Annotated in this window: 23 protein-coding genes and 1 pseudogene; 15 read left to right on the forward strand and 9 right to left on the reverse strand. The window is 59.5% G+C overall.

Annotated elements, in window-relative coordinates; genetic code table 11:
- Positions 1–74: 74 nt before the first annotated feature.
- From moaC to BBI10_RS22800, 6 genes are all read left to right on the forward strand, one after another.
- Positions 75–560 carry a cyclic pyranopterin monophosphate synthase MoaC gene (gene moaC / locus BBI10_RS22775; RefSeq protein WP_065991948.1) on the forward strand — a complete coding sequence of 162 codons (486 nt, stop codon included), beginning with the start codon at positions 75–77 and terminating at the stop codon, positions 558–560.
- Complete coding sequence (locus BBI10_RS22780; RefSeq protein WP_065991950.1) at positions 557–808, forward strand: MoaD/ThiS family protein; 252 nt, start codon at positions 557–559, stop codon at positions 806–808. The genes moaC and BBI10_RS22780 overlap by 4 nt, the downstream gene beginning before the upstream one ends.
- Before the next feature lies 1 nt (position 809).
- The gene (gene moaE, locus BBI10_RS22785) at positions 810–1259 is read left to right on the forward strand and encodes a molybdopterin synthase catalytic subunit MoaE (protein ID WP_065991953.1); all 450 of its coding nucleotides are present in this window, start codon (positions 810–812) and stop codon (positions 1257–1259) included.
- A gap of 307 nt (positions 1260–1566) precedes the next feature.
- On the forward strand, positions 1567–2217 hold the full coding sequence (locus BBI10_RS22790; protein WP_083233272.1) for a CsgG/HfaB family protein: 651 nt from the start codon (positions 1567–1569) through the stop codon (positions 2215–2217).
- A 23-nt stretch (positions 2218–2240) separates the two neighbouring features.
- The gene (locus BBI10_RS22795; protein ID WP_065991955.1) at positions 2241–2612 is read left to right on the forward strand and encodes a DUF4810 domain-containing protein; all 372 of its coding nucleotides are present in this window, start codon (positions 2241–2243) and stop codon (positions 2610–2612) included.
- Positions 2609–3268, forward strand: coding sequence for a DUF799 domain-containing protein (locus tag BBI10_RS22800; protein ID WP_065991957.1), 660 nt, complete (start codon positions 2609–2611; stop codon positions 3266–3268). Before BBI10_RS22795 ends, BBI10_RS22800 begins: the two co-directional genes overlap by 4 nt.
- A 59-nt stretch (positions 3269–3327) precedes the next feature.
- On the opposite strand, the pseudogene rhlB reads toward BBI10_RS22800, so the two are convergent.
- A pseudogene (gene rhlB, locus BBI10_RS22805) lies at positions 3328–4611 on the reverse strand (ATP-dependent RNA helicase RhlB); the annotation flags it as partial.
- 297 nt (positions 4612–4908) lie between these two features.
- Positions 4909–5565, reverse strand: a complete 657-nt coding sequence (locus BBI10_RS22810) for an alpha/beta hydrolase (RefSeq protein ID WP_065991962.1) — start codon at positions 5563–5565, stop codon at positions 4909–4911.
- Positions 5566–6054: 489 nt separating this feature from the next.
- Between BBI10_RS22810 and BBI10_RS22815 the strand changes: the two genes are divergently transcribed.
- The 7 genes from BBI10_RS22815 to BBI10_RS22845 all read left to right on the forward strand — a co-directional run bounded on the left by BBI10_RS22815 (position 6055) and on the right by BBI10_RS22845 (position 12703).
- Complete coding sequence (locus BBI10_RS22815) at positions 6055–7086, forward strand: amino acid ABC transporter substrate-binding protein (protein ID WP_065991973.1); 1032 nt, start codon at positions 6055–6057, stop codon at positions 7084–7086.
- A gap of 65 nt (positions 7087–7151) precedes the next feature.
- Positions 7152–8333, forward strand: a complete 1182-nt coding sequence (locus BBI10_RS22820; RefSeq protein WP_065991974.1) for an amino acid ABC transporter permease — start codon at positions 7152–7154, stop codon at positions 8331–8333.
- A 10-nt stretch (positions 8334–8343) separates the two neighbouring features.
- Positions 8344–9441: an amino acid ABC transporter permease gene (locus BBI10_RS22825; RefSeq protein ID WP_065991976.1), complete on the forward strand. Its 1098-nt coding sequence runs from the start codon at positions 8344–8346 to the stop codon at positions 9439–9441.
- 10 nt (positions 9442–9451) lie between these two features.
- Positions 9452–10216 carry an amino acid ABC transporter ATP-binding protein gene (locus tag BBI10_RS22830; protein WP_037014923.1) on the forward strand — a complete coding sequence of 255 codons (765 nt, stop codon included), beginning with the start codon at positions 9452–9454 and terminating at the stop codon, positions 10214–10216.
- Between the two features lie 228 nt (positions 10217–10444).
- Positions 10445–11752, forward strand: coding sequence for a CynX/NimT family MFS transporter (locus tag BBI10_RS22835; RefSeq protein WP_065991978.1), 1308 nt, complete (start codon positions 10445–10447; stop codon positions 11750–11752).
- A gap of 89 nt (positions 11753–11841) precedes the next feature.
- Positions 11842–12327 carry a nuclear transport factor 2 family protein gene (locus BBI10_RS22840; RefSeq protein ID WP_065991979.1) on the forward strand — a complete coding sequence of 162 codons (486 nt, stop codon included), beginning with the start codon at positions 11842–11844 and terminating at the stop codon, positions 12325–12327.
- A gap of 46 nt (positions 12328–12373) precedes the next feature.
- The gene (locus BBI10_RS22845; protein WP_065991980.1) at positions 12374–12703 is read left to right on the forward strand and encodes a GIY-YIG nuclease family protein; all 330 of its coding nucleotides are present in this window, start codon (positions 12374–12376) and stop codon (positions 12701–12703) included.
- Here the strand turns inward: BBI10_RS22845 and BBI10_RS22850 are convergent.
- Entirely contained in the window at positions 12690–13655 is a 966-nt protein-coding gene (locus BBI10_RS22850; protein ID WP_065991982.1) for a hypothetical protein, read from the reverse strand. The genes BBI10_RS22845 and BBI10_RS22850 overlap by 14 nt on opposite strands.
- Positions 13656–13845: 190 nt before the next feature.
- On the opposite strand from BBI10_RS22850, the gene BBI10_RS22855 reads away from it, so the two are divergent.
- Entirely contained in the window at positions 13846–14778 is a 933-nt protein-coding gene (locus BBI10_RS22855; protein WP_065991984.1) for a glutathione S-transferase family protein, read from the forward strand.
- Positions 14779–14820: 42 nt separating this feature from the next.
- Here the strand turns inward: BBI10_RS22855 and BBI10_RS22860 are convergent, their stop codons facing one another.
- The 4 genes from BBI10_RS22860 to yejK all read right to left on the reverse strand — a co-directional run bounded on the left by BBI10_RS22860 (position 14821) and on the right by yejK (position 18636).
- Positions 14821–15798 carry a hypothetical protein gene (locus BBI10_RS22860; protein ID WP_141695254.1) on the reverse strand — a complete coding sequence of 326 codons (978 nt, stop codon included), beginning with the start codon at positions 15796–15798 and terminating at the stop codon, positions 14821–14823.
- A 90-nt stretch (positions 15799–15888) separates the two neighbouring features.
- Positions 15889–16854, reverse strand: a complete 966-nt coding sequence (locus BBI10_RS27395; protein ID WP_141695255.1) for a hypothetical protein — start codon at positions 16852–16854, stop codon at positions 15889–15891.
- Positions 16855–17258: 404 nt separating this feature from the next.
- Positions 17259–17609 (reverse strand): glutaredoxin family protein, encoded by a 351-nt coding sequence (locus BBI10_RS22870; RefSeq protein WP_065991995.1) that lies wholly within the window; start codon positions 17607–17609, stop codon positions 17259–17261.
- A gap of 25 nt (positions 17610–17634) precedes the next feature.
- Positions 17635–18636 carry a nucleoid-associated protein YejK gene (gene yejK, locus BBI10_RS22875; protein WP_065991997.1) on the reverse strand — a complete coding sequence of 334 codons (1002 nt, stop codon included), beginning with the start codon at positions 18634–18636 and terminating at the stop codon, positions 17635–17637.
- 354 nt (positions 18637–18990) lie between these two features.
- Here yejK and BBI10_RS22880 point away from each other — a divergent pair, with 354 nt between their 5' ends.
- Positions 18991–19272 carry an HU family DNA-binding protein gene (locus tag BBI10_RS22880; protein WP_037014905.1) on the forward strand — a complete coding sequence of 94 codons (282 nt, stop codon included), beginning with the start codon at positions 18991–18993 and terminating at the stop codon, positions 19270–19272.
- Positions 19273–19370: 98 nt separating this feature from the next.
- Here the strand turns inward: BBI10_RS22880 and rlmF are convergent, their stop codons facing one another.
- A complete protein-coding gene (gene rlmF / locus BBI10_RS22885; RefSeq protein WP_065991999.1) occupies positions 19371–20408 on the reverse strand; it encodes a 23S rRNA (adenine(1618)-N(6))-methyltransferase RlmF in 1038 nt (345 codons plus the stop codon).
- Between the two features lie 172 nt (positions 20409–20580).
- Entirely contained in the window at positions 20581–23427 is a 2847-nt protein-coding gene (locus BBI10_RS22890) for a valine--tRNA ligase (protein ID WP_065992001.1), read from the reverse strand.
- Positions 23428–23460 lie beyond the last annotated feature (33 nt).

Below are 23460 nucleotides of genomic sequence, written 5' to 3' on the forward strand. Positions count from 1 at the left end.
TAGCTTGCAGCTTGCAGCTTGTGGCTTCTAGCCCTAACTCCCTACAATCCCCGCTCCTGTTCAGGAGTCATCCCGTGCTCACTCATCTCGATTCCCAAGGTCGCGCCCACATGGTCGACGTCACTGAAAAAGACGTGACGTTCCGTGAAGCCGTGGCCGAAGCGCGCGTGCGCATGCTGCCCGAAACCCTGCAAATGATCGTCGAAGGCGGGCACCCCAAAGGTGACGTATTTGCCGTCGCACGCATCGCCGGCATTCAGGCCGCGAAGAAAACCAGCGATCTGATTCCCCTCTGCCACCCGTTGATGCTCACGGGCGTAAAGGTCGAACTCACCGCCGAAAGCCCTGACACCGTGCATATCCTTGCCCGCTGCAAACTCTCCGGCCAGACCGGCGTGGAAATGGAAGCGCTGACCGCCGCCAGCATCGCCGCCCTGACTATCTACGACATGTGCAAGGCCGTGGACCGAGGCATGACCATCGAGCACGTGCGACTGCTCGAAAAACTCGGTGGCAAAAGCGGGCACTTCATCGCCGACGAGCAGGTGAACGCCCAATGACCATTCACGTGCAAGTCCAGTTCTTCGCGCGTTTTCGCGAAACCCTCGGCACCGAGAGTGAGACGCTCGAAGGCGCGTTCGCCACTATCGACGCCGTGCGCCAGCATTTGCTCGAGCGCGGCGGTGTGTGGGAGGTGCTCAGCGAGAAAGGCATCATGTGCGCCCGTAATCAGGAGCTGTGTTCCCTGGACACGCCTGTTGAGCCGGGCGACGAGGTGGCGTTCTTCCCGACCGTCACCGGAGGCTGATATGGGCGTGCGAGTGCAAGCCGCAGCGTTCGATCCCGGCGCGGAAGTGAATGCCATGCACGACGCCAACGTCGGCGTGGGTGCGGTGGTCAGCTTTGTCGGCTACGTCCGCGACTTCAACGACGGCCTTGAAGTGGCAGGGATGTTCCTTGAACACTACCCCGGCATGACCGAGAAAGCGCTGCTCAAGATCGTCGATGAAGCGCAGCAGCGCTGGCCGCTGCTCAAGCTGGAAGTGATTCACCGGGTGGGCGAATTGAAACCGGGCGAGCCTATCGTGTTCGTCGCAGCCGCCAGCGCCCATCGCCAGGCGGCATTCGAAGCCTGCGACTTCGTCATGGACTACCTGAAGACCCGAGCGCCGTTCTGGAAGAAGGAAAACACGTCAGAAGGGGCCCGTTGGGTGGAGGGCCGCGACAGTGACCACAAGGCCGCGGATCGCTGGAAATAAGCCGGTTTGAGAGGCCCGTTAAACAGGCGCTGTTTAGAGTGGTTGACGCCAGTAAGCTGGCGTCTTAGCATTGCGGCCGGATTGATATCACTGTGATATCCCTCAGGGAATGAGCTCGTCTATCAGGAACCGTATTCCGGTTCCTGCGCGTCAATCTCGTCAAAACCCCTCCGTTTGCCCCAAATCACCGCACCTTGCGGGCGATCAACCGTGCCTGTGCAGGCGCAGTTGAGGCCAACGGACGGACATGAATCTGAAAATACGGAGTGTGGGTGTGAACCGATTGCAGCAGGTGTTCGTTTCAGGGATGGCAGCGGCAACGCTGGTTGTAGTCAGCGGTTGTGCCACGGAGAGCTCGCGGGCGATGCCGGTGGAAAAGGTCGAGAGTTACAACACTCCCTACGCCGGCGTACGTACGCCGATCGCGGTGGGCAAGTTCGATAACCGTTCAAGCTACATGCGCGGGATCTTTTCCGACGGCGTTGACCGCCTTGGCGGACAGGCCAAAACCATTCTCATCACCCACATGCAGCAGACCAATCGCTTCAACGTGCTGGACCGCGACAACATGGCCGAGATCGGCCAGGAAGCGGCGATCAAAAAGACAACGCAGCGGCTCCGTGGGGCTGATTATGTGGTGACCGGTGACGTCACAGAGTTTGGCCGTAAAGAAGTAGGAGACCAGCAACTGTTTGGTTTGCTGGGTCGTGGCAAGTCCCAGATCGCCTACGCCAAGGTCGCCTTGAATATCGTCAACATCAGCACGTCCGAGGTGGTGTATTCCACTCAGGGCGCGGGCGAGTATCAGTTGTCCAACCGCGAGGTCATCGGTTTCGGCGGGACTGCCAGCTATGACTCGACGCTCAACGGCAAGGTGCTGGATCTGGCCATGCGCGAAGCCGTCAACAACATGGTGCGGGCGATTGATGCCGGTGGCTGGAAGCCGGTTGCCAACTGATCACTACAGGGAGTTCGTTTCACATGCAAAACAGTACCCGTCAGTTCCGGTTGATCGCGATGGCGGCAGCAAGCCTGTGGCTTGCCGGCTGCGCTCAACAACTCAAAACCCTGTACCAGTGGGGCAGTTATCAGCCCGAGGTCTACGAATACTTCAAGGGTGAATCCAAAGAGGCGCAAGTCGCCAAGCTGGAGGAAGACCTGCAGAAGATACGTTCCACCAACGGCAATCCGCCACCGGGCTACCACGCTCAGTTGGGCATGTTGTACGGCAGTCTGGGCAAGGATGATCAGATGGTGCAGGAGTTTCGGACCGAGAAGGGGCTGTTCCCCGAGTCGGCGACCTACATGGATTTTCTGCTTAGAAACGTCAAGACAGGAGTCGCCTCCAAATGAGCGCACGTTATCTGACGCTGGCCGCCAGCCTGCTTGCAGCCACCCTGCTGGGCGGCTGCGTAGCGCCGAAGACCGTCGATTATTCGGCCTTCAAGGAAAGCAAACCCCGCTCGATCCTGGTGCTGCCACCGGTTAACGAGTCACCCGACGTCAAGGCGACATACAGCCTGCTGTCCCAAGTCACGTTCCCGCTGGCGGAGGCCGGTTACTACGTCTTGCCAGTGGCACTGGTCGACGAGACGTTCAAGCAGAACGGCCTGACCAGCGCAAACGAGATTCAGGAAACATCCCCGGCCAAACTGCGGGAAATCTTCGGTGCGGATGCGGCGATGTACGTCAAGGTGACGCAGTACGGCACCAGTTACATGGTCATCAGCAGTCAAACGATCGTGGCGGCCACCGCCAAGCTGGTCGACCTGCGCAGCGGAACGACGCTGTGGACCGGCACTGCCAGTGCGTCCAGTGATGAAGGCGGCAACAATAGCGGCGGCGGCTTGGTTGGCATGCTGATCACTGCGGCAGTCAAGCAGATCATCAACAGCTCAACCGATGCAGGCCATCCTATCGCCGGTATCGCCAGCCAGCGTTTGCTCTCGGCCGGCAAACCCGCAGGTCTGTTATATGGCCCGCGTTCGCCTCGTTACGGCACTGACTGACACCGATCAGGCACAAAAAAAGCGCAACCCCTTCCAGGGTTGCGCTTTTTTTTTGCGGCTTACTCCGCCGCAGGAACCGCCCGCTGCACGCGCACGACTGGCCGCAGCAACACGGTCGATGGCGTTTCGCAGCTGATCTTGCGACCCAGCTTTTCTTCGATCGACGGCAGCTGATACGAATCGTCTTCACCGGCGAAGCTGATCGACACGCCATCTGCACCCGCACGACCGGTCCGGCCGATGCGGTGTACGTAGTCGTCCGGTACTTCCGGCAGGGTGAAGTTGATCACGTGGCTGATGCCGTCGATGTGAATCCCTCGACCCGCGACGTCGGTGGCCACCAGCACGCGAATCTTGCCTTCCCGGAAACCTTCCAGCGTTTTGATGCGCTTGTGCTGGGGCACGTCGCCTGAGAGCTGCGCGGCATTGATGCCGTCACGCACGAGGCGCTCCTCGATACGCCGCACTTCATCCTTGCGGTTGGCGAAGACCATCACCCGCTCCCAACCGTGGTCGTTGATCAGGTTGAACAGCAGCTTGTATTTGTCGGCGCCGGCGACGGCATAAATGTGTTGCTCGACGGTATCGCTGGCGACGTTCAGCGACTCGATCTCGACGATCGCCGGTTCTGTCGTCCACTGCTTGGCCAGGTTCATCACGTCGTCGGTGAAAGTGGCAGAGAACAGCAGCGTCTGGCGCTCGCCCTTGTGCGGGGTCTGGCGAATGATCGAGCGCACTTGAGGGATGAAGCCCATGTCGAGCATGCGGTCGGCTTCGTCCAGCACCATGACTTCAACCATGTCCAGGTGCACTTCGCCGCGCTGGGCGAAGTCCAGCAAACGGCCCGGCGTGGCGACCAGAATGTCGCAGTGGCGCGCTTCGAGGTGTTTGAGCTGCTTGTCGAAATCCATGCCACCAACAAACGTCATCACGTTGAGGTCGGTGTATTTGGTCAGCGCCTCGGCGTCCTTGGCGATCTGCACCACCAGCTCGCGAGTCGGCGCAATGATCAGCGCGCGGGGTTCACCCATGTAGCGCTCTTTCGGCGGAGGCGTCTGAGTCAGCTGCGTGATGATGGAAATCAGGAACGCGGCGGTCTTGCCGGTGCCGGTCTGGGCGCGGCCGATGGCATCGCGGCCTTTGAGGGTGTAACCCAGAACGCCCGCCTGGATCGGCGTGCAGTACGGGAAACCCAGGTCCTGAATGGCGTGCATCAGTTCGGGGGCGAGAGGGAAATCGTGGAAGCGGGTTTTGCCTTCCTGGGGTTCGACGACGAAGTCTTCGGGTTTCCAGGGAATGACGACGGGCTTGGGCGCACGTTCACGGCGCGGGCGTTCTGCCCTGGTAGGCGAAGTAACGACCGGCGCAGCGGCTGCCGAATGCTCTGGCACTGGCGCGTGCACTTCTGCTGCTGACGGTTCCCGCGAGACAGTTTCGGTCTGGCGCTGGGGGACGGGGAGGGGAGCAGCCGGCGCGAGCGGCTCAGCCTCGCTTTTTCCGAACATCTTTTTAAGTGCTTTGAGCACGGTGATCTCATCGATTGATTTAGGAATGTACGCCGGGGAGTGTAAAGCAAGAACCCGGCGCAGCGTAGTGTCCTAGCAAATCCGCAGCGCAATTGGAAGGATCAAATGAGTGGACTAGCGAAGCTTATCCGCGAGCCAGACACCTATGTCGGAAATTTCCTGCGGTAACACTTCGTGCTCCATTGGGTATTCCTGCCATGTCACGGTGACGCCCTGCGCTTCCAGATGTTCGTAAGCCGCGCGGCCCATGGCATGCAGAACCACCGGGTCATTGCTGCCGTGCAAGCAATAGGCCGGGATGCGTTGCTGGCTGGCGGACAGGCTCATCTCGTCGCCGAACGTCGGTGCGTACGTGGACAGCGCGAGCACGCCGCCAAGGGGGCCTTCCCAGCGAAGGAAGGCGGTGTGCAACACCACGGCGCCGCCTTGGGAAAACCCGGCCAGGAAGGTTCGGGCCGGGTCGATGCCGCTGTCGCGCTGCTGTTCGATCAGCTTGATGACGTCTTGCGCCGAGCCTTCCAGCTCGTCGCTGTCGATGGCGCGGGCCGGGCTCATGGCCTTGATGTCATACCAGCTGGGCATTGCGTAGCCACCGTTGATGGTCACGGCCCGGGTCGGTGCCTGCGGCAGTACGAAGCGCGTGGTCTTCAGCGTCTTCTGCAGCATCTCTGCCACCGGCAGGAAATCGTAGCGATCAGCCCCCAGGCCGTGCAGCCAGATCACGCAGGCATCGACTGCCAATTCCGGTTCGAGGATCAACGGTTCAGTCATGTGTGCTCCATTAGTGTGCGATGCCGTCGGCGCAGCGCTTTAAGGCGGTGCGTCGGGCTGTTGGCGGCGTTTGAAAGATGTCGCAAGGTTACAAGTTTTGATCTTGACCTGTCGCTAATTCGACATTGCCAGCATGGTGGTACGGGCTTTGCTACACAACCCGCGGAGTGAAGGCGCTCACCTCGGGCGGTAACACTAATAGGCTATCAAGCAGACAGCCGAGTGTTGCGTCAGAGGCAGCAAGGAATCATCGAACAGGATTCCCGGCACGATTCGCTTTGAACCTCGGGGTTCAAGGACATCATGGGGCTTCAGTCTGCTGGACTCGCCACATGCCGAACACGCGATGACCAGATGCCTGGCGCCGGTGGCGGTAAACGGGTTCAACGTCGCATGACCCAAAAACAAGCCAGCACGGGTCATGAATGCCTCACAAGGGTGCGACGGGGCTGAGGCTCCTACACAACAAAGAGCAAACTGGAGGTTCGAATGAAGATGTTGAAATCCACCCTGGCTGTAGTGGCCGCCGCTGCAGCGCTCGGTCTGACCGGGTTCGCTCAAGCGGGTGCCAAGCTGGACGCCATTCAGAAGAAGGGCTTTATTCAGTGCGGCGTCAGTGACGGTCTGCCAGGCTTCTCGGTTCCGGACGCAAGCGGCAAGATCCAGGGCATCGACGCCGACTTCTGCCGCGCTGTTGCTGCCGCAGTGTTTGGCGACGCGACCAAGGTCAAATTCAGCCAGCTGAACGCCAAAGAGCGTTTCACTGCGCTGCAGTCCGGCGAAATCGACATTCTGTCGCGTAACACCACCTGGACCAGCTCCCGCGACGCGAGCATGGGTCTGGTGTTCCCGGGCTTCGTCACTTATTACGACGGCGTTGGCTTCCTGGCCAACAGCAAGCTGGGCGTGAAAAGTGCCAAGGAGCTGGACGGCGCGACCATCTGTATTCAAGCCGGTACCACCACTGAGCTGAACGTGTCGGACTACTTCCGCGCCAACAACCTCAAGTACACCCCGATCACGTTCGACACCTCCGATGAAAGCGCCAAGTCGCTGGAATCCGGTCGTTGCGACGTACTGACCTCCGACAAATCCCAGCTCTACGCACAGCGCTCCAAGCTGGCCTCGCCGAAGGACTACGTCGTTCTGCCTGAAACCATCTCCAAAGAACCGCTGGGCCCGGTTGTCGCCCGTGGCGATGAAGACTTCAGCACCATCGTTCGCTGGGTCGGCTACGCGCTGCTGAACGCGGAAGAAGCAGGCGTCACCTCGAAAAACGTTGAAGCCGAAGCCAAGTCGACCAAGAACCCTGACGTGGCCCGCTTGCTGGGTGCCGACGGCGACTACGGTACTCAGCTGAAGCTGAAGAAAGACTGGGTCGTGCAGGTCGTCAAGCAAGTCGGTAACTACGGCGAAATGTTCGAGAAGAACCTGGGCGCAGGCACTCCTCTGGAGATTGCTCGCGGTCAGAACGCTCTGTGGAACGCTGGCGGCATTCAATACGCACCACCAGTGCGTTGATTGACCTGCGCCCGGCTGCGTAAATCGTAGCCGGGCGCTTTGTTGCATTTCTTCCGGGGCACTCCATGCAAAATCAAATCAGCGCACCCAAGCAGAGGCTCAGCCTCAGCGACCCTAAAGTGCGTGCGTGGCTATTTCAGATAATTACAGTTGTCGCCGTAGTCGCGATGGGTTGGTATCTGTTCGATAACACCCAGACCAACCTGCAACACCGGGGTATCACCTCAGGTTTCGGTTTCCTTGAAAACAGTGCCGGCTTCGGCATCGCGCAGCACCTGATTCCGTTCACGGAGTCGGACACCTACGCGCGGGTTTTCCTGATCGGTTTGCTCAACACGCTGCTGGTGACGTTCATCGGCGTGATCCTCGCGACCCTGCTGGGCTTCATCGTCGGCGTCGCGCGTTTGTCCAACAACTGGATCATCAACAAACTGGCAACGGTTTACGTTGAAGTCTTCCGTAACATTCCGCCGCTGCTGCAGATCCTGTTCTGGTACTTCGCGGTGTTCCTGACCCTGCCGGGTCCGCGGGCTGCCCACGGGTTTCTCGGTTCGTTCTTCGTCAGCAGCCGTGGCCTGAACATGCCGGCCGCGATTGCCACCGATGCGGCGTGGCCGTTCGTGATCAGCGTGGTACTGGCCATTGTCGCCATCGTGTTCATGACGCGCTGGGCGAACAAGCGCTTCGAAGCCACGGGCGTGCCGTTTCACAAGTTCTGGGCGGGCCTTGGGCTGTTCATCGTGATTCCTGCGCTCTGCGCGCTGGTCTTCGGTGCACCGGTGCATTGGGAACTGCCCGAGCTGAAGGGCTTCAACTTCGTGGGCGGCTGGGTGTTGATCCCTGAACTGCTGGCGCTGACGCTGGCCCTGACGGTTTACACGGCGGCATTCATCGCCGAAATCGTGCGCTCGGGCATCAAGTCCGTGAGCCATGGCCAGACTGAAGCAGCTCGCTCGCTGGGCCTGCGTCCAGGCCCGACGCTGCGCAAGGTCATCATTCCGCAGGCGCTGCGGGTGATCATCCCGCCATTGACCAGCCAATACCTGAACCTGGCGAAGAACTCCTCGCTGGCCGCCGGTATCGGTTACCCGGAAATGGTTTCGCTGTTCGCCGGTACCGTGCTCAACCAGACCGGTCAGGCCATCGAAGTCATTGCCATCACCATGAGCGTGTACCTGGCGATCAGTATCAGCATTTCCCTGCTGATGAACTGGTACAACAAGCGCATTGCGCTGATCGAGCGGTGAGGAAACGCGCATGACATCCCATACTTTCAAACCCGACATGCCACCGCCGAGCAAAGTCTTCGGCCCGGTGGCATGGATGCGCCAGAACCTGTTCTCGAGCTGGATCAACACGCTGTTGACCCTGTTCGCGATCTACCTGATCTGGCTGGTTGTTCCACCGCTGCTGAGCTGGGCCATCTTCGATGCCAACTGGGTCGGCACCACGCGCGCCGACTGCACCAAGGCCGGCGCCTGCTGGGTGTTCATCGAACAGCGCTTCGGCCAGTTCATGTACGGCTACTACCCGCAGGCACTGCGCTGGAGGGTTGATCTGACCGTCTGGCTGGCGATCATCGGCGTGGCGCCGCTGTTCATCAAGGTGATGCCGCGCAAGGCGATCTACGGCCTGTCGTTTCTGTTCATCTACCCGATCGTTGCGTACTTTCTGCTGCATGGCGGCGTGTTCGGCCTGGATCAGGTCGCCACCAGCCAGTGGGGCGGCTTGATGCTGACCCTGGTGATCGCCACGGTGGGTATCGCCGGCGCGTTGCCGCTGGGTGTGGTGCTGGCCTTGGGGCGTCGCTCCGAAATGCCGGCCATCCGCGTGATGTGCGTGACGTTCATCGAGTTCTGGCGAGGCGTTCCACTGATCACTGTGCTGTTCATGTCGTCGGTGATGCTGCCGTTGTTCCTGCCTGAAGGCATGAACTTCGACAAACTGCTGCGCGCACTGATCGGCGTGATCCTGTTTCAGTCGGCGTACGTGGCCGAGGTGGTTCGAGGCGGCATGCAGGCCATTCCGAAAGGTCAGTACGAAGCGGCTGCGGCCATGGGTCTCGGTTACTGGCGGCGTATGGGGCTGGTGATTCTGCCGCAGGCCTTGAAGCTGGTCATTCCCGGTCTGGTCAACACCGTGATCGCGTTGTTCAAGGACACGAGCCTTGTGATCATCATCGGCCTGTTCGACCTGCTCAACAGCGTCAAACAAGCTGCCGCCGACCCCAAGTGGCTTGGCATGGCGACCGAGGGTTACGTGTTCGCGGCCCTGGTGTTCTGGATCTTCTGTTTCGGCATGTCCCGCTACTCCATGCATTTGGAGCGTAAGTTGGACACAGGCCACAAGCGTTAGGAGTTTTGTGATGAGTGAAGCTATCAGTAAGCCTCTGGGCGCCGAAGGCATGATCCGGATGGAGGGCGTGCACAAGTGGTACGGCCAGTTCCACGTGTTGAAAGACATCAACCTGAACGTGCGTCAGGGCGAGCGCATCGTGTTGTGCGGTCCGTCGGGTTCGGGCAAGTCGACGACCATTCGCTGCCTCAATCGTCTGGAAGAACACCAGCAGGGTCGCATCGTGGTCGATGGCACCGAGTTGACCTCGGACTTGAAGCAGATCGAGACGATTCGTCGCGAAGTCGGCATGGTGTTCCAGCACTTCAACCTGTTCCCGCACCTGACCATCCTGCAGAACTGCACGCTGGCGCCGATGTGGGTGCGCAAGATGCCCAAGCGCAAGGCCGAAGAAATTGCCATGCATTATCTGGAGCGCGTGCGTATTCCGGAGCAGGCCCACAAATACCCGGGTCAGCTCTCCGGCGGTCAGCAACAGCGTGTGGCGATCGCCCGCGCGCTGTGCATGAAGCCGAAGATCATGCTGTTCGACGAGCCGACCTCGGCCCTCGACCCGGAAATGGTGAAAGAGGTGCTCGACACCATGGTCGGCCTGGCGGAAGAGGGCATGACCATGCTCTGCGTGACCCACGAAATGGGCTTCGCCCGCACCGTGGCCAACCGCGTGATCTTCATGGACAAAGGCGAAATCGTCGAACAAGCCGCGCCAAACGACTTCTTCGATAATCCGCAGAGTGATCGCACGCGCCTGTTCCTGAGTCAGATTCTGCACTGAGTCAGTAGCCGCTTCACAAAGAGCCCGGGCCCAAGTGCCCGGGTTTTTTACTTTGTGGGAGATTGCTGGCAGATAGATCAGCGGCGTCATCATGTTTGAGGGGTGTGGGCTTACGACACCGCAAAACTGTACCCAATCCCCGTAAAACTTGTGTTCTCTGCCGATCTCCAACAGGATTACCGCTTTGCGCAATGCGCTGCTACATCCTCCTGCCCCCACGAGAATCCCATGACGACCAAGGCGCCGACGGCGAGCAGTTCCCGTTCCAATGCTTCGACCCCTCACGACATCGACGAGCTGCTGATTGATGCAGAAGCCGATGACGAGCAAGTTCAGCAGCTACATCCCGTCCTGAAGCGCCCGTGGTTCCTGTTGTTGGGCCTGGTCCTGGTGGCGCTGAACCTGCGTCCGGCGTTGTCGAGCATGGCGCCATTATTGAGCGAAGTGTCACGAAGCCTGGGGCTTTCTGCGGCCACGGCCGGCTTGCTGACCACGCTGCCGGTGTTGTGTCTGGGCCTGTTTGCACCGCTTGCGCCGATTCTTGCGCGACGGTTCGGCAGCGAGCGCGTGGTACTCGGCATTCTGCTGACCCTGGCGTGCGGGATCGTTCTACGCAGCTCGCTCGGCGAGTTCGGTCTGTTTGCGGGCAGCATCATGGCCGGGGCCAGCATTGGTATCATCGGGGTATTGCTGCCCGGCATCGTCAAACGCGACTTCGCCAAACATGCCGGCGCCATGACGGGCGTGTACACCATGGCGCTGTGCCTGGGCGCTGCCGTTGCGGCGGGTTCAACGGTTCCGTTGAGCGAGGCGCTGGGTAACGGCAATGGCAGCGATTGGACCTTAGGCCTGGGCTTCTGGATCGTGCCGGCGATTCTCGCCGCGATCTTCTGGTGGCCGCAAACGCGTCAGCGTCATGGTCAGCATCAGGTGGCCTACCGGGTGCGCGGTTTGCGCCGCGATCCTCTGGCCTGGCAAGTCACCCTTTATATGGGGCTGCAATCGTCGCTGGCCTACATCGTGTTTGGCTGGCTGCCGTCGATCCTCATCGGGCGCGGACTGACTGCCACTGAAGCCGGGCTGCTGTTGTCCGGTTCGATCATGGTGCAACTGGTCAGCTCGCTCACCGCGCCATGGCTGGCAACGCGAGGCAAGGATCAGCGGGTCGCGATTGTGCTGGTGATGCTGCTGACCCTGGCGGGTCTGTTCGGCTGTCTGTATGCACCGCTTGAGCAATTGTGGGCCTGGGCCATCGTGCTTGGGCTGGGCCAGGGCGGGACGTTCAGCCTGGCGCTGACCCTGATCGTGTTGCGCTCGCGGGACTCCCACGTCGCCGCCAACCTGTCGAGCATGGCCCAGGGCTTCGGCTACACCCTGGCGTCGCTCGGGCCTTTCGCGGTGGGCGTCGTGCATGACTGGACCGGCAACTGGGACTCGGTGGGCTGGATCTTCGGCATCATCGGCATCGCCGCAATCATCGCTGGCCTTGGCGCCGGGCGCGCCCTGTACGTGGGCGTCACCAGCGAGAAAGTCTGAGGGCCGGCATTTCCCCTGCGAATGCTCGTGGCAAAACGCAGTGCGGCCGCTTATCGTGCATGCATCCTATTTCCATGGACGGCGTTCCCATGAGCGAGACCTTTACCAGCGAACACAACAGCGCGCTGATCACGCGCTTTTACGAGGCGTTCAGTCGTCTGGACGCCGAGGCGATGGCCGCGTGCTACAGCGAAGACGTGGTGTTTTCCGACCCGGTGTTTGGCGAGTTGCACGGGCGGGATGCCGGCGACATGTGGCGCATGCTGACGTCCCGCGCCCGTGACTTTTCGGTGGTGTTCGATCACGTCCGTGCCGACGCCACGACGGGCGCTGCCCACTGGGTCGCGACCTACCTGTTCAGCCAGACCGGCCGCACGGTGGTCAACGACATCCAGGCGCGGTTTGTTTTTCGCGACGGCAAGATCTGCGAACACCACGATCAGTTCGATCTGTGGCGCTGGGCGCGTCAGGCCCTCGGTACGCGAGGTGCATTGCTGGGCTGGGCGCCGTTTGTGCAAAATGCCATCCGTGCACAGGGCCAGAAAGGGCTGAAGGCTTTTCAGGCCAGTCGCTGACGCTTTGTTAAAATCCGCTCCCCTCGCTAATGCGCCACGGTCCTGCATGTCTGACGCCGAAATCGCCACCGCACCTGTGCCCGAAGCCGTGCCGGTCAAATCCTGGTTCGTGTACTTGGTGCGCGCGGCCAACGGTTCTTTGTACTGCGGTATCAGCAATGACCCGCAGCGCCGATTCGCTCAACATCAGAGCGGCAAAGGCGCGCGTTTCTTCAGCTCCAGCCCGGCGGTGGCGCTGGTTTACGTCGAGGCCTGTCGCGACAAAGGCGACGCGTTGCGGCAGGAGCGCCTGATCAAAAAGCTGCGTAAAAGCGCCAAGGAAATACTGGTCTGCAGTGGGCCAAGCGGCGGTCAGCCATCCTTCACCGCGCAATGACTTGATCTTCTTGATGGTACGAAAATGGCTGCTCTGAGCTAAGGTCCATGCGCACGATCGGCGCATAGCTACCGTTGGCAACAAGCTTTCGCTGAAAGTTTCGCGCCGTTTCGATGCCGCTATCGTAATGAGCTGAGTCGACTGAGTCGACGAAAACCGCAGAGATCAGGTCTTTCAGGCCATACCCATCATCCACGGTGGCCATCAGTAGTTCATTCCAGGCAATATCCCATAAAGGGTAGTGTTCCTGCATGGCGATCGAGTTACGCCATCCTTTCTGGCTATCTGCATTCCAGGAACACTGCGTCGAACTGGAGAACTGCATGTCGCCGGTATAGGCAATCCATCCTTCTAGCGTAGTAATGCCGAAGCTTTCGCATGAGCCCCACGCGTATTCACTATTCTTATGGGTCGCCTTAGGCTGCGGATAGACGCGATGCACCCCATTCCCCGGTTCCCTCGGTACACACCCATTGTGCCTCACATTCTGTCCGGTACCTGCGTCTTTTGGAAACAGGCAGATGAAGCCAGCGTCGTAACCTGGCAAGCCCAGACGATGACCTTCTACCGCGTTGCGCAGTATGAAGCCAGCTTGACGCATCACGGACCACTTAGGGTGGGCGTCCCGGCGTATCCAGGAAAACGACGTCGCGCCTCGATTCATCGAATTCGGACTATGTGTCCAGGGCAAGTAGTCGCCGTCTGTAGTCCCCCTTACGATTAATCCACTGCAGTAGTAATGACCACGACGAAGATCGGTGCCGATTTCTCTGCAGTCCTCGTTGATGTCGTTGTACTGGCGGTTAAGAGAGGCCACCAAAGCCTCAGACGATTGTTTTCCTTGCGCCGCATAAGACGCGTGCGTCTCAAGGCGTGCAGGGCTTTGCGGAGTGGCGGATTGGCAGCCTGTAACCAGTGAGCTGACGATCAGGGCTGTTATGAGGATTTTCATTTGGTTATTCCTTCCATGGTGATAACCAAAGCCTAGGCGTCTCCAGTCCTATCGGTGAGTAGTTCCTTGGATCATCTTGCGATAACGCTGACTACGGTTATCGCGAGTGTCTAAATTGGCAGTGTCGTCACTCGACGCACCCGCATAGAGGCATTAGGCTCAGCGCTCCCTAGAAGAGGCCTCGAGCGCAATGTCAGAACTTATCCTGCACCATTACCCGACGTCCCTGTTCGCCGAAAAAGCCCGGTTGATGCTGGGTTTCAAAGGCCTGTCATGGCGCTCGGTCAACATCCCGTCGATCATGCCAAAGCCCGACCTCATGCCCCTCACCGGCGGCTATCGCAAAACCCCGGTTCTGCAAGTGGGCGCCGATATCTACTGCGACACCGCGTTGATCGCGCGCCGGCTGGAGCAGGAAAAGTCTTCGCCGACCTTTTATCCCGAAGGTCAGGAGTTCACGGCGGCCAGCCTCGCGGCCTGGGCGGATTCGGTGCTGTTCCTGCACGCTGTCAGCCTGGTGTTTCAACCGGCCTCCCTCGCTGTGCGTTTCGCCAAAGTCCCGCCTGAGGCTGTGAAGGCATTCATTGCCGACCGCGCCACGCTGTTCGATGGCGGCAGCGCCAATCGCGTGCCGCTGGAAGTGGCGCAGCATCAATGGCCGACGCTGATGGCGCGTCTGGAAACCCAGCTGGAGCGCAACGGTGATTTCCTCTTGGGCGCGCCCTCGATTGCCGATTTCTCGGTGGCCCATACCCTGTGGTTCCTGAAGCAAACGCCTGTCACATCCCCCCTCGTGGACGCCTACCCGGCGGTGTTGAGGTGGTACGAGCGCGTTATTGGATTCGGCCATGGTGCACCGAGCGAGTTGAGTTCGGGCGATGCCGTTGAAATCGCGCGTGCGGCTACCCCGGCGCCGGTGCCCAACGAAGCGTTCACCGATCCCAATGGTTTCACCGTCGGCCAGCAGGTCACCGTGTCTGCCGTGGATTACGGCGTTGACGCGGTGGCGGGAGAGTTGGTGTTCAGCGGGCGCGAAGAGATCATCCTGCGTCGTGAAGATGAACGCGCAGGCGTCGTACATGTGCACTTCCCGCGCGTTGGTTTTCAAATCAAAGCCGCCTGAAAACAGACCCCGGCTCGTCATTCATGAGCCGGGGTGTTTCAGCTACTGCGCAACGGCCTGGTCCGCAGCGCTGTAGCTGAAGATATCCCCGCCGGCATTGGCGAAGTTCAGCCGCAGGATTGGCACGTTGTAGCCGGCGTTATTCATCTTCACCTGAAAGTTTCGGGCGGCGGCCAGCCCTCCCGCCTTGCTCACGTCATAAAAATAGGCGGCGATGTACTTTGGCATCTGCCCGCCATCGCCTAAATTGTTGAGCAGTATTTCGTTCCAGATCGACTGGAGCTGAGGGAAGTCGTCTCTGGAGGCAATCATGTTGTTCCAGCCGTGCTGACTGTCGATGTTCCAGGAACACTGTCTGTACATCTGTTGGCCAACGCTTTGAAAGTGTTGATCCCATTGGGTTGCGGTGGTGATGTTCATGCCTTCGCAAGAACCCCACGCGTAGGCAGAATTATCATCGTCAGGCTTCGCTGGTGCGCTGGGCGGGTACCGCTTGCCCCGGTAGCCGCAGCCCTTATGGCCGTTGGCGGTCGACGTCGACGCGTCATAGGGATACAGACAGATAAAGCCGGATTCCAGCCCCGGAAGACCGTATGCAATGGCATCAATGCGGTTGCGCAGGATAAACCCTGCAGGATGGTACAACCGGGTCTGAATCACGCCTCTGCGTAGCCATGAATAAGAAGTCGCGCCTATCGCCAGGGAGTTTGAGCTGTACATCCAGGGATTGAAATTACCGTCGTCCACGGTCCGCAACGTTACGCCGCTGCAATAATAATGACCGCGTGGTTTGTTGGTACCGTACTCACGGCAATCCGTGATGGTTTCTTTGTAGTTTTTATTGACGTCGGCGATAACTTGCTCGGGTTTCTGCAACTGTGCGCGGGGAGCATAGGCCGGCGCCTGTGTTGTTGATGGCGCAGGCGGTGGTGGCTCCATCGGGGGAAGGGGCTGATTGGAGCAAGCGCTCAGTATCAGCGTGAGCATTAACATATAGCGACTTGTTAATTGACGGATCATGGCCGGAATCCTTCTAGCGCGTTGATAGTCCTGGTATGTGGAATGAGCGCCGTGCATGAAGTTGCTCAGCGTTCGATAACGTCATTGCCTTCACGGATAAGCAATCTGGTCACTCGCCGAGTACCCGAAACGACTCGAGGGTGCGGCATTAAAGTTGATGGAGTAGATGGGCACTCGTCTGGCTTTTTTGCTTGCCAATTTGGACTGGAAAGCCCGAGCGTCATCGCGCGCTCCGGGTTTATTGGCGTCGTAGAAAAACGCCATCACTAAAACATCTTCGATGACTCCAACCGTCGGCACCAGAATCTCGTTCCACGATGTTTTGGCCGGAAAGCTTTCATGGGAAGCAATCATCGCCATCCAGTTGCTGGTTTTGCCGGACGACCAGGAACACTGCGAATACTCAGTTTGGCCGTTGCTTTGATAGTGAGCATTCCATTGGGCAGCGGTGGTATAGCCGAGTTTGTTGTCGCATGAGCCCCAGACAATGTAATGGGCTGGGTTGGGGGTGCCGGGTGCACCCGGTGCGCGCTCAAAGTCACACCCGTTATAGTTTCGGGGTTTTCTGACCGTGTAGGCGTCAAAAGGATAAAGGCAATTGACCCCGGACCAGTTGGCCTGTCCGTCGGAGTAATACTTATTGATGTCGTCGGGGTTCATCCGGATGTATCCGGCGCGGTGATAAAGGGTTTTGGTACTCAGGTCGTGCCTCAGCCAGGTGAAGGATGAGGAACCGAGCGCATTGGCACTCGAGCTGGCAGTCCAGGGGTCGAAGTTGCCGTTATCGACAGTTCTTAAAAACACGCCTGAGCATCGAAATAACGGCTGGTTTCCGCTGCACGCTGTTGAGTTGTCATTGTAGTTTTTATTCAGTAGAGGCAAGCCCACCGATGGCGCAAGGGGGGGGTTGTAGATATAGGTGCTAGCCACACGAGGCGCCACACTTCTGTTGGTTTGAGGGACGTTGGCTTCAGGGGGGTCGGCTTGACGCACGGCGGTACTGCAACCCACTAAAAAAGATAAAAGCAAGGCGAGTGCGCCGGGAAGAGTCTTCATGACGTCTGATCCATCAGAGTAAGATTTATTTGAATTAAGTAATCTTCCGGATGTTTGTCAAATCTGTAATTTAAGACCGAATGCCCGCTGACAGGAGGGTGAGTTTCCGTGAGCTGCCTTTTAATCGCTATTGGCGATTACAAGTAAGGTTGTTGATTTCGACGTTGCGTGTTTGTGGCAGCGGCAGGGTTATAGGCGTGGGCTTTACATCGCGAAATAAACTAACGATTGCGGCGCTGGCGAGAGTATTCAGCTTGAATGTTATAGCGAACGGCGATTGCCGCTGTCGCTGGAGGGCCTATGTGGGAAGCGTATTAAAATGAGGCGCTGTATCGGCTTCCCAACGTCTTTCAGGACTGAGATATCAGTAGACTGGCGCAGACGCCCGATTCAGCCTAGCGCGCCTACTTCAACGCCGCCAGAATCTGCTCTTCGCTAAACCCCCTGATCAACGTCCCATTCACGTCGATCAGGGGAATGCCGCGGCCACCCAGTGCTTCATAGGCTTTGCGCCCTGCGGCGTCTTTCTCGATATCGTACTCGGTGTAGCGAATGCCCTGGCTGTCGAGAAAGCGCCGGGTCTGTTTGCAGTAGCCACACCAGTCCGTGGCGTACAACGTCACCTTCGCATTGGCCTGCGCCTGCTCCGACAACGCGGAGGAGGGGTGAACCAGGTTTTCGATTTTGCCCCAGTTCTGGTAGACGACCACCACCAGCATGACGAGCAAGCACTTCTTCAGGGTACGAACGAACATGTGGGTCTCGGCTCCTCGGCAGGGGTCAGCGGCGTTTGAGCTGATCGGTCAACTGAGTGGGCAGCCCTTTGATGATCAGCGTGCCTTTCTCTTCGTCGTACTCAATCTTGTCGCCCAGCAGGTGCGCTTCAAAGCTGATCGACAGACCTTCGGCGCGGCCAGTGAAGCGACGGAACTGATTGAGCGTGCGCTTATCGGCCGGGATCTCGGGCGACAGGCCGTAATCCTTGTTGCGGATGTGATCGTAGAAAGCCCGCGGGCGATCCTCGTCGATCAGGCCCGACAACTCTTCCAGGGCGATGGGCTCGCCCATTTTGCTCTGGCTGCTCGCGTAGTCGACCAGCGCCTTGGTTTTCTCGCGGGTCGATTCTTCCGGGAGGTCTTCGCTCTCGACAAAATCACTGAAAGCCTTGAGCAGGGTGCGGGTCTCGCCCGGTCCGTCGACGCCTTCCTGACAACCGATGAAGTCGCGGAAGTACTCGGAAACCTTCTTGCCGTTCTTGCCTTTGATAAACGAGATGTACTGCTTGGACGCTTTGTTGTTCTGCCACTCGGAAATATTGATACGGGCCGCAAGGTGCAGTTGACCCAGGTCCAGATGCCGGGACGGCGTCACGTCCAGCGCCTCGTTTACCGCCACGCCTTCGCTGTGGTGCAGCAACGCGATTGCCAAGTACTCGGTCATGCCTTGGTGATAGTGCGCAAACAGTACGTGGCCGCCGACCGACAGGTTCGACTCTTCCATCAGCTTCTGCAGATGCTCGACCGCGATGCGGCTGAACTGGGTGAAATCCTTGCCCTGATCCAGGTATTCCTTCAGCCAGCCACTGAACGGGTGCGCGCCGGATTCGGCATGGAATAAACCCCAGGCCTTGCCCTGTTTAGCGTTATAGCTCTCGTTAAGGTCCGCCAGCATGTTCTCGATGGCCTGCGATTCGGCGAGTTCCGAGTCCCGGGCATGGAGCACGGCGGGCGTGCCGTCAGGTTTTTTGTCGATCAGGTGGACGATGGCGTGACGGATCGGCATGGAATTCTCGGCGGCTGAAGTGGAACTGAACGGGACCAGACCAGGCCCGTGCGAAAGTCGGCAAGTGTACCGCAGACGGGGTGCGGAACGCTCTGGAAGGGCCGAAAACGCTGACCTGAGCCCATTAATATGACTTTTTTACGCCTCTCGGGCGATAAAGCTGACCAAATGGGTAGGTAGGGGCGGATATTTGCGTTGCGCTGTGCTAGTTTTGCCCGGTCCTGAGCGCCCAAGCGCGCCAGGCGTGCAGTTTGTGGGCGTTCGGCCGAACCAAAGGCCGTTTACAGTATCTACATTTCGCGTCTGTACCACACTCTGCAAACCATTCGAATTTGATAGGGAAGGAACACCACCATGGCTCTGACTAAAGACCAATTGATCGCCGATATCGCAGAAGCAATCGACGCGCCGAAAACCACCGCGCGCAACGCTCTCGACCAATTGGGTCAAATCGTCGCTGACCAACTGGAAAACGGTAGTGAAATCACTCTGCCAGGCATCGGCAAACTGAAAGTCACCGAGCGTCCAGCACGCACTGGCCGCAACCCTTCGACTGGCGCAGCCATCGAAATCGCCGCCAAGAAAGTGGTCAAGTTCGTACCAGCCAAAGTACTGACTGACTCGGTCAACAAGTAAGCGAAAACGCTGCTTGGTTGAGGAAACCGTGTGACGGAGCGATCCGGACACGGTTTTTTTGTGCCTGCGATTCGGTTATCGCTTCGGTCGTCGGCTACCTAGCGCGGTGAAACCCAACGCGTTGCCCGCCAGGCGGCTTGCTGCGGCTTGTCCTGGAAGGTCCAGGCAACGAAGCGACTCTGCTTCTGCCCTTGCCCCATTTCGACCGTCTGGCTTTCGACCGCACCGGCTTTTTTCAGCGCGCTCTGAATCAGCGGCAGATTCGACGCTTTGGACACCAGCGTGCTGAACCACAGCACCTGTTTCGCGACGTGCGCACTTTCGCTGATCAACTGCGTCACAAAGCGCGCCTCGCCCCCTTCGCACCACAACTCCGCCGCCTGACCGCCGAAATTCAGCACCGGCAATTTGCGTTTGGGGTCTGCCTTGCCAAGGGCTCGCCATTTGCGCTGGCTGCCGCTCAACGCCTCCTCAGCGGAAGCGTGGAAGGGCGGGTTACACACGCTGATGTCGAAGCGCTCATCGGGCTGCAGCAAGTGGGTCAGGATGTGCTTTTGGTCAGTCTGATGCCGACAGCTGATGCTCTTGCTCAAGCCGTTGGCTTTGACGATGGTCGTTGCCGAGGCAAGGGCGACCTTGTCGATGTCCGAGCCCAGGAACGACCAGCCGTACTCGCCCTGACCGATCAGCGGGTAGATGCAGTTGGCGCCGGTGCCAATGTCCAGCGCAGTGACGGACGCCCCGCGCGGTATGACCCCGTCGTTGCGTTCCGCCAGCAGATCCGCGAGAAAGTGCAGGTAGTCCGCCCGTCCCGGGATTGGCGGGCAAAGGTAGTCCGCCGGAATATCCCAATGGGCAATGCCGTAGAACGCTTTAAGCAAGGCGCGGTTGAACACCCTCACGGCTGCAGGGTTGGCAAAATCGATGCTTTCTTTGCCATAGGGGTTGAGGATCACAAACGTGCCCAGTTCAGGGCTGCCTTTGATCAGGCGCGGAAAGTCGTAATGGCCTTGATGGCGGTTGCGCGGGTGCAGAGTGGCTTTCTCGCGTGGCGTGGAAGGCTTGGCCTGTTGAGCAGGTTTGGCTTTCTTGCGCGGGGGATTGCGTGGCGGTTTGGGGGCGTCGGGGCTGGTCATCGGTGATGCATTCTCATGAAAGCACAACCCCTGTAGGCGTGAGCTTGCTCGCGATCATCGTGTGTCAGTCAACGGTTAGGTTGCTGATAGACCGATATCGCGAGCAAGCTCACTCCTACAGGGGTCATGGTCGTCAACCGGCCTGCAATTCAGGCCGGCTGATTTGATCGGATTACAGGCTCGCGATCCGCGCGTGCTGCTCTGCCAGTTTGCCCAGCGCCTGTTCGGCTTCGGCCATCTTCGCGCGTTCCTTGGCGATTACCTCAGGCGGCGCCTTATCGACGAACGCGGCATTGGACAGCTTGCCACCCACCCGCTGTACTTCACCCTGCAGACGCTGGATTTCCTTGTCCAGACGCGCCAGTTCGGCGTCCTTGTCGATCAGGCCGGCCATCGGCACCAGCACTTCCATCTCACCGACCAGTGCGGTCGCCGACAGGGGTGCCTCAGCGCCGGCTTCCAGCACGGTGAACGATTCAAGCTTGGCCAGCTTCTTCAGCAGGTGCTCGTTCTCGTTCAGGCGGCGTTGGTCTTCGGCGCTGACGTTCTTGAGGAACAGCTGCAGCGGCTTGCCCGGGCCGATGTTCATTTCGCCACGGATATTGCGCACGCCGAGCATCAGGCTCTTGAGCCACTCGATGTCGCCTTCTGCTGCGACGTCGATGCGCGCTTCATTCGCCACCGGCCACGGTTGCAGCATGATGGTCTTGCCTTCAACGCCGGCCAGCGGCGCGAGGCGCTGCCAGATTTCTTCGGTGATGAAGGGCATGAACGGATGCGCCAGACGCAGTGCGACTTCCAGCACGCGCACCAACGTGCGACGGGTGCCGCGCTGACGCTCGATCGGCGCCGTCTCGTCCCACAGAACCGGCTTGGACAGCTCCAGGTACCAGTCGCAATACTGGTTCCAGATGAACTCGTACAGCGCCTGCGCCGCGAGGTCGAAACGGAACTGATCCAGCTGGCGGGTTACTTCGGCTTCAGTGCGCTGCAGCTGCGAGATGATCCAGCGATCCGGCAGCGAGAGCTCGAACGCCTCGCCGTTCTGACCGCAGTCCTCGCCCTTGTCGAGGACGTAGCGCGCGGCGTTCCAGATCTTGTTGCAGAAGTTGCGATAGCCTTCGACGCGGCCCATGTCGAACTTGATGTCACGGCCCGTGGAGGCCAGCGAGCAGAAGGTGAAGCGCAGGGCATCGGTGCCGTAGCTGGCGATGCCGTCGGCGAATTCGTCGCGGGTCTGCTTCTCGATCTTCTTGGCCAGCTTGGGCTGCATCATGCCGGAGGTGCGTTTCTGCACCAGGGCTTCAAGCTCGATGCCGTCGATGATGTCCAGGGGATCAAGGACGTTGCCCTTGGACTTGGACATCTTCTGGCCTTGGCCATCTCGCACCAGACCGTGAACGTACACGGTCTTGAACGGCACCTGCGCCGTGCCGTCTTCGTTCTTCACCAAGTGCATGGTGAGCATGATCATCCGGGCGACCCAGAAGAAAATGATGTCGAAACCGGTAACCAGCACGTCGGTCGGGTGGAAGGTTTTCAGGAAATCGGTCTGCTCCGGCCAGCCCAGGGTGGAGAACGTCCACAGGCCGGAACTGAACCAGGTGTCGAGCACGTCGTTGTCCTGCTGCAGGGCAACATCAGGACCGAGGTTGTGCTTGGCGCGGACTTCGGCTTCGTCGCGGCCGACGTAGACCTTGCCGGACTCGTCGTACCAGGCCGGAATGCGGTGGCCCCACCAGAGCTGACGGCTGATGCACCAGTCCTGGATGTCGCGCATCCAGGAGAAGTACATGTTTTCGTATTGCTTGGGCACGAAGGCGATGCGGCCATCTTCAACGGCGGCGATGGCAGGTTCGGCCAGCGGCTTGGTCGACACGTACCACTGATCCGTCAGCCACGGCTCGATGATGGTCCCGGAGCGGTCGCCCTTCGGTACTTTCAAGGCGTGGTCGTCAACGCTGACCAAAAGGCCGGCGGCGTCGAACGCAGCCACGATCTGCTTGCGCGCTTCGAAGCGGTCGAGGCCGGCGTATTCGGCGGGGAGGGTGCCATCGACGGTGTCGTTCAGCGTGCCGTCGAGGTTGAATACCTGGGCAGCGGGCAGAACGGCAGCGTTCTTGTCGAAGATGTTCAGCAGCGGCAGGTTGTGGCGCTTGCCGACGTCGTAGTCGTTGAAGTCGTGGGCCGGGGTGATCTTCACGCAGCCGGTGCCGAACTCAGGGTCGCAATAGTCGTCCGCGATGATCGGGATGCGACGGCCTACCAGCGGCAGCTCAACGAACTGGCCGATCAGCGCCTTGTAGCGCTCATCGTTCGGGTTCACGGCAACGGCCGCATCACCGAGCATGGTTTCCGGGCGGGTCGTCGCGACGATCAGATAGTCCAGACCTTCAGCGGTCTTTGCGCCATCGGCCAACGGGTAGCGCAGGTTCCACAGGTGGCCCTTCTCGTCGTGGTTTTCCACTTCGAGGTCGGAGATTGCGGTGTGCAGCTTGGTGTCCCAGTTGACCAGCCGCTTGCCACGGTAGATCAGGCCGTCTTCGTGCAGGCGCACGAAGGCTTCCTTAACGGCTTCGGACAAGCCGTCGTCCATCGTGAAGCGCTCGCGGCTCCAGTCGACCGACGAGCCCAGGCGACGGATCTGGCGGCTGATGTTGCCACCGGACTGATCCTTCCACTCCCAGACTTTTTCGAGAAATTGGTCGCGACCCAGATCGTGACGGCTCTGACCCAGGGCTTCGAGTTGGCGCTCCACCAGCATCTGCGTGGCGATACCGGCGTGGTCGGTGCCCGGCTGCCACAGGGTGTTGCGACCCTGCATGCGGCGGAAGCGGATCAGGGCGTCCATGATCGCGTTATTGAAACCGTGGCCCATGTGCAGGCTGCCGGTGACGTTCGGCGGCGGAATCATGATGGTGTACGAGTCGCCCGCGCCTTGCGGAGCGAAATAGTTTTCGGACTCCCAGGTCTGGTACCAGGAAGTTTCGATGGCGTGCGGCTGGTAGGTCTTGTCCATGCGAGGCGGGAACCTGATCTGCTTTGAGTCGGA

The sequence above is a fragment of the Pseudomonas graminis genome (genome assembly GCF_001705435.1).
GTDB lineage: Bacteria > Pseudomonadota > Gammaproteobacteria > Pseudomonadales > Pseudomonadaceae > Aquipseudomonas > Aquipseudomonas graminis_B.

Coding starts and splice junctions, on each gene's coding strand:
- BBI10_RS22780 (WP_065991950.1), top strand. CDS start 557: ATGACCATTCACGTGCAAGTCCAGTTCTTCGCGCGTTTTCGCGAAACC.
- moaE (WP_065991953.1), top strand. CDS start 810: ATGGGCGTGCGAGTGCAAGCCGCAGCGTTCGATCCCGGCGCGGAAGTG.
- BBI10_RS22790 (WP_083233272.1), top strand. CDS start 1,567: ATGGCAGCGGCAACGCTGGTTGTAGTCAGCGGTTGTGCCACGGAGAGC.
- BBI10_RS22795 (WP_065991955.1), top strand. CDS start 2,241: ATGCAAAACAGTACCCGTCAGTTCCGGTTGATCGCGATGGCGGCAGCA.
- BBI10_RS22800 (WP_065991957.1), top strand. CDS start 2,609: ATGAGCGCACGTTATCTGACGCTGGCCGCCAGCCTGCTTGCAGCCACC.
- BBI10_RS22810 (WP_065991962.1), bottom strand. CDS start 5,565: ATGACTGAACCGTTGATCCTCGAACCGGAATTGGCAGTCGATGCCTGC.
- BBI10_RS22815 (WP_065991973.1), top strand. CDS start 6,055: ATGAAGATGTTGAAATCCACCCTGGCTGTAGTGGCCGCCGCTGCAGCG.
- BBI10_RS22820 (WP_065991974.1), top strand. CDS start 7,152: ATGCAAAATCAAATCAGCGCACCCAAGCAGAGGCTCAGCCTCAGCGAC.
- BBI10_RS22825 (WP_065991976.1), top strand. CDS start 8,344: ATGACATCCCATACTTTCAAACCCGACATGCCACCGCCGAGCAAAGTC.
- BBI10_RS22830 (WP_037014923.1), top strand. CDS start 9,452: ATGAGTGAAGCTATCAGTAAGCCTCTGGGCGCCGAAGGCATGATCCGG.
- BBI10_RS22835 (WP_065991978.1), top strand. CDS start 10,445: ATGACGACCAAGGCGCCGACGGCGAGCAGTTCCCGTTCCAATGCTTCG.
- BBI10_RS22840 (WP_065991979.1), top strand. CDS start 11,842: ATGAGCGAGACCTTTACCAGCGAACACAACAGCGCGCTGATCACGCGC.
- BBI10_RS22845 (WP_065991980.1), top strand. CDS start 12,374: ATGTCTGACGCCGAAATCGCCACCGCACCTGTGCCCGAAGCCGTGCCG.
- BBI10_RS22850 (WP_065991982.1), bottom strand. CDS start 13,655: ATGAAAATCCTCATAACAGCCCTGATCGTCAGCTCACTGGTTACAGGC.
- BBI10_RS22855 (WP_065991984.1), top strand. CDS start 13,846: ATGTCAGAACTTATCCTGCACCATTACCCGACGTCCCTGTTCGCCGAA.
- BBI10_RS22860 (WP_141695254.1), bottom strand. CDS start 15,798: ATGATCCGTCAATTAACAAGTCGCTATATGTTAATGCTCACGCTGATA.
- BBI10_RS27395 (WP_141695255.1), bottom strand. CDS start 16,854: ATGAAGACTCTTCCCGGCGCACTCGCCTTGCTTTTATCTTTTTTAGTG.
- BBI10_RS22870 (WP_065991995.1), bottom strand. CDS start 17,609: ATGTTCGTTCGTACCCTGAAGAAGTGCTTGCTCGTCATGCTGGTGGTG.
- yejK (WP_065991997.1), bottom strand. CDS start 18,636: ATGCCGATCCGTCACGCCATCGTCCACCTGATCGACAAAAAACCTGAC.
- BBI10_RS22880 (WP_037014905.1), top strand. CDS start 18,991: ATGGCTCTGACTAAAGACCAATTGATCGCCGATATCGCAGAAGCAATC.
- rlmF (WP_065991999.1), bottom strand. CDS start 20,408: ATGACCAGCCCCGACGCCCCCAAACCGCCACGCAATCCCCCGCGCAAG.
- BBI10_RS22890 (WP_065992001.1), bottom strand. CDS start 23,427: ATGGACAAGACCTACCAGCCGCACGCCATCGAAACTTCCTGGTACCAG.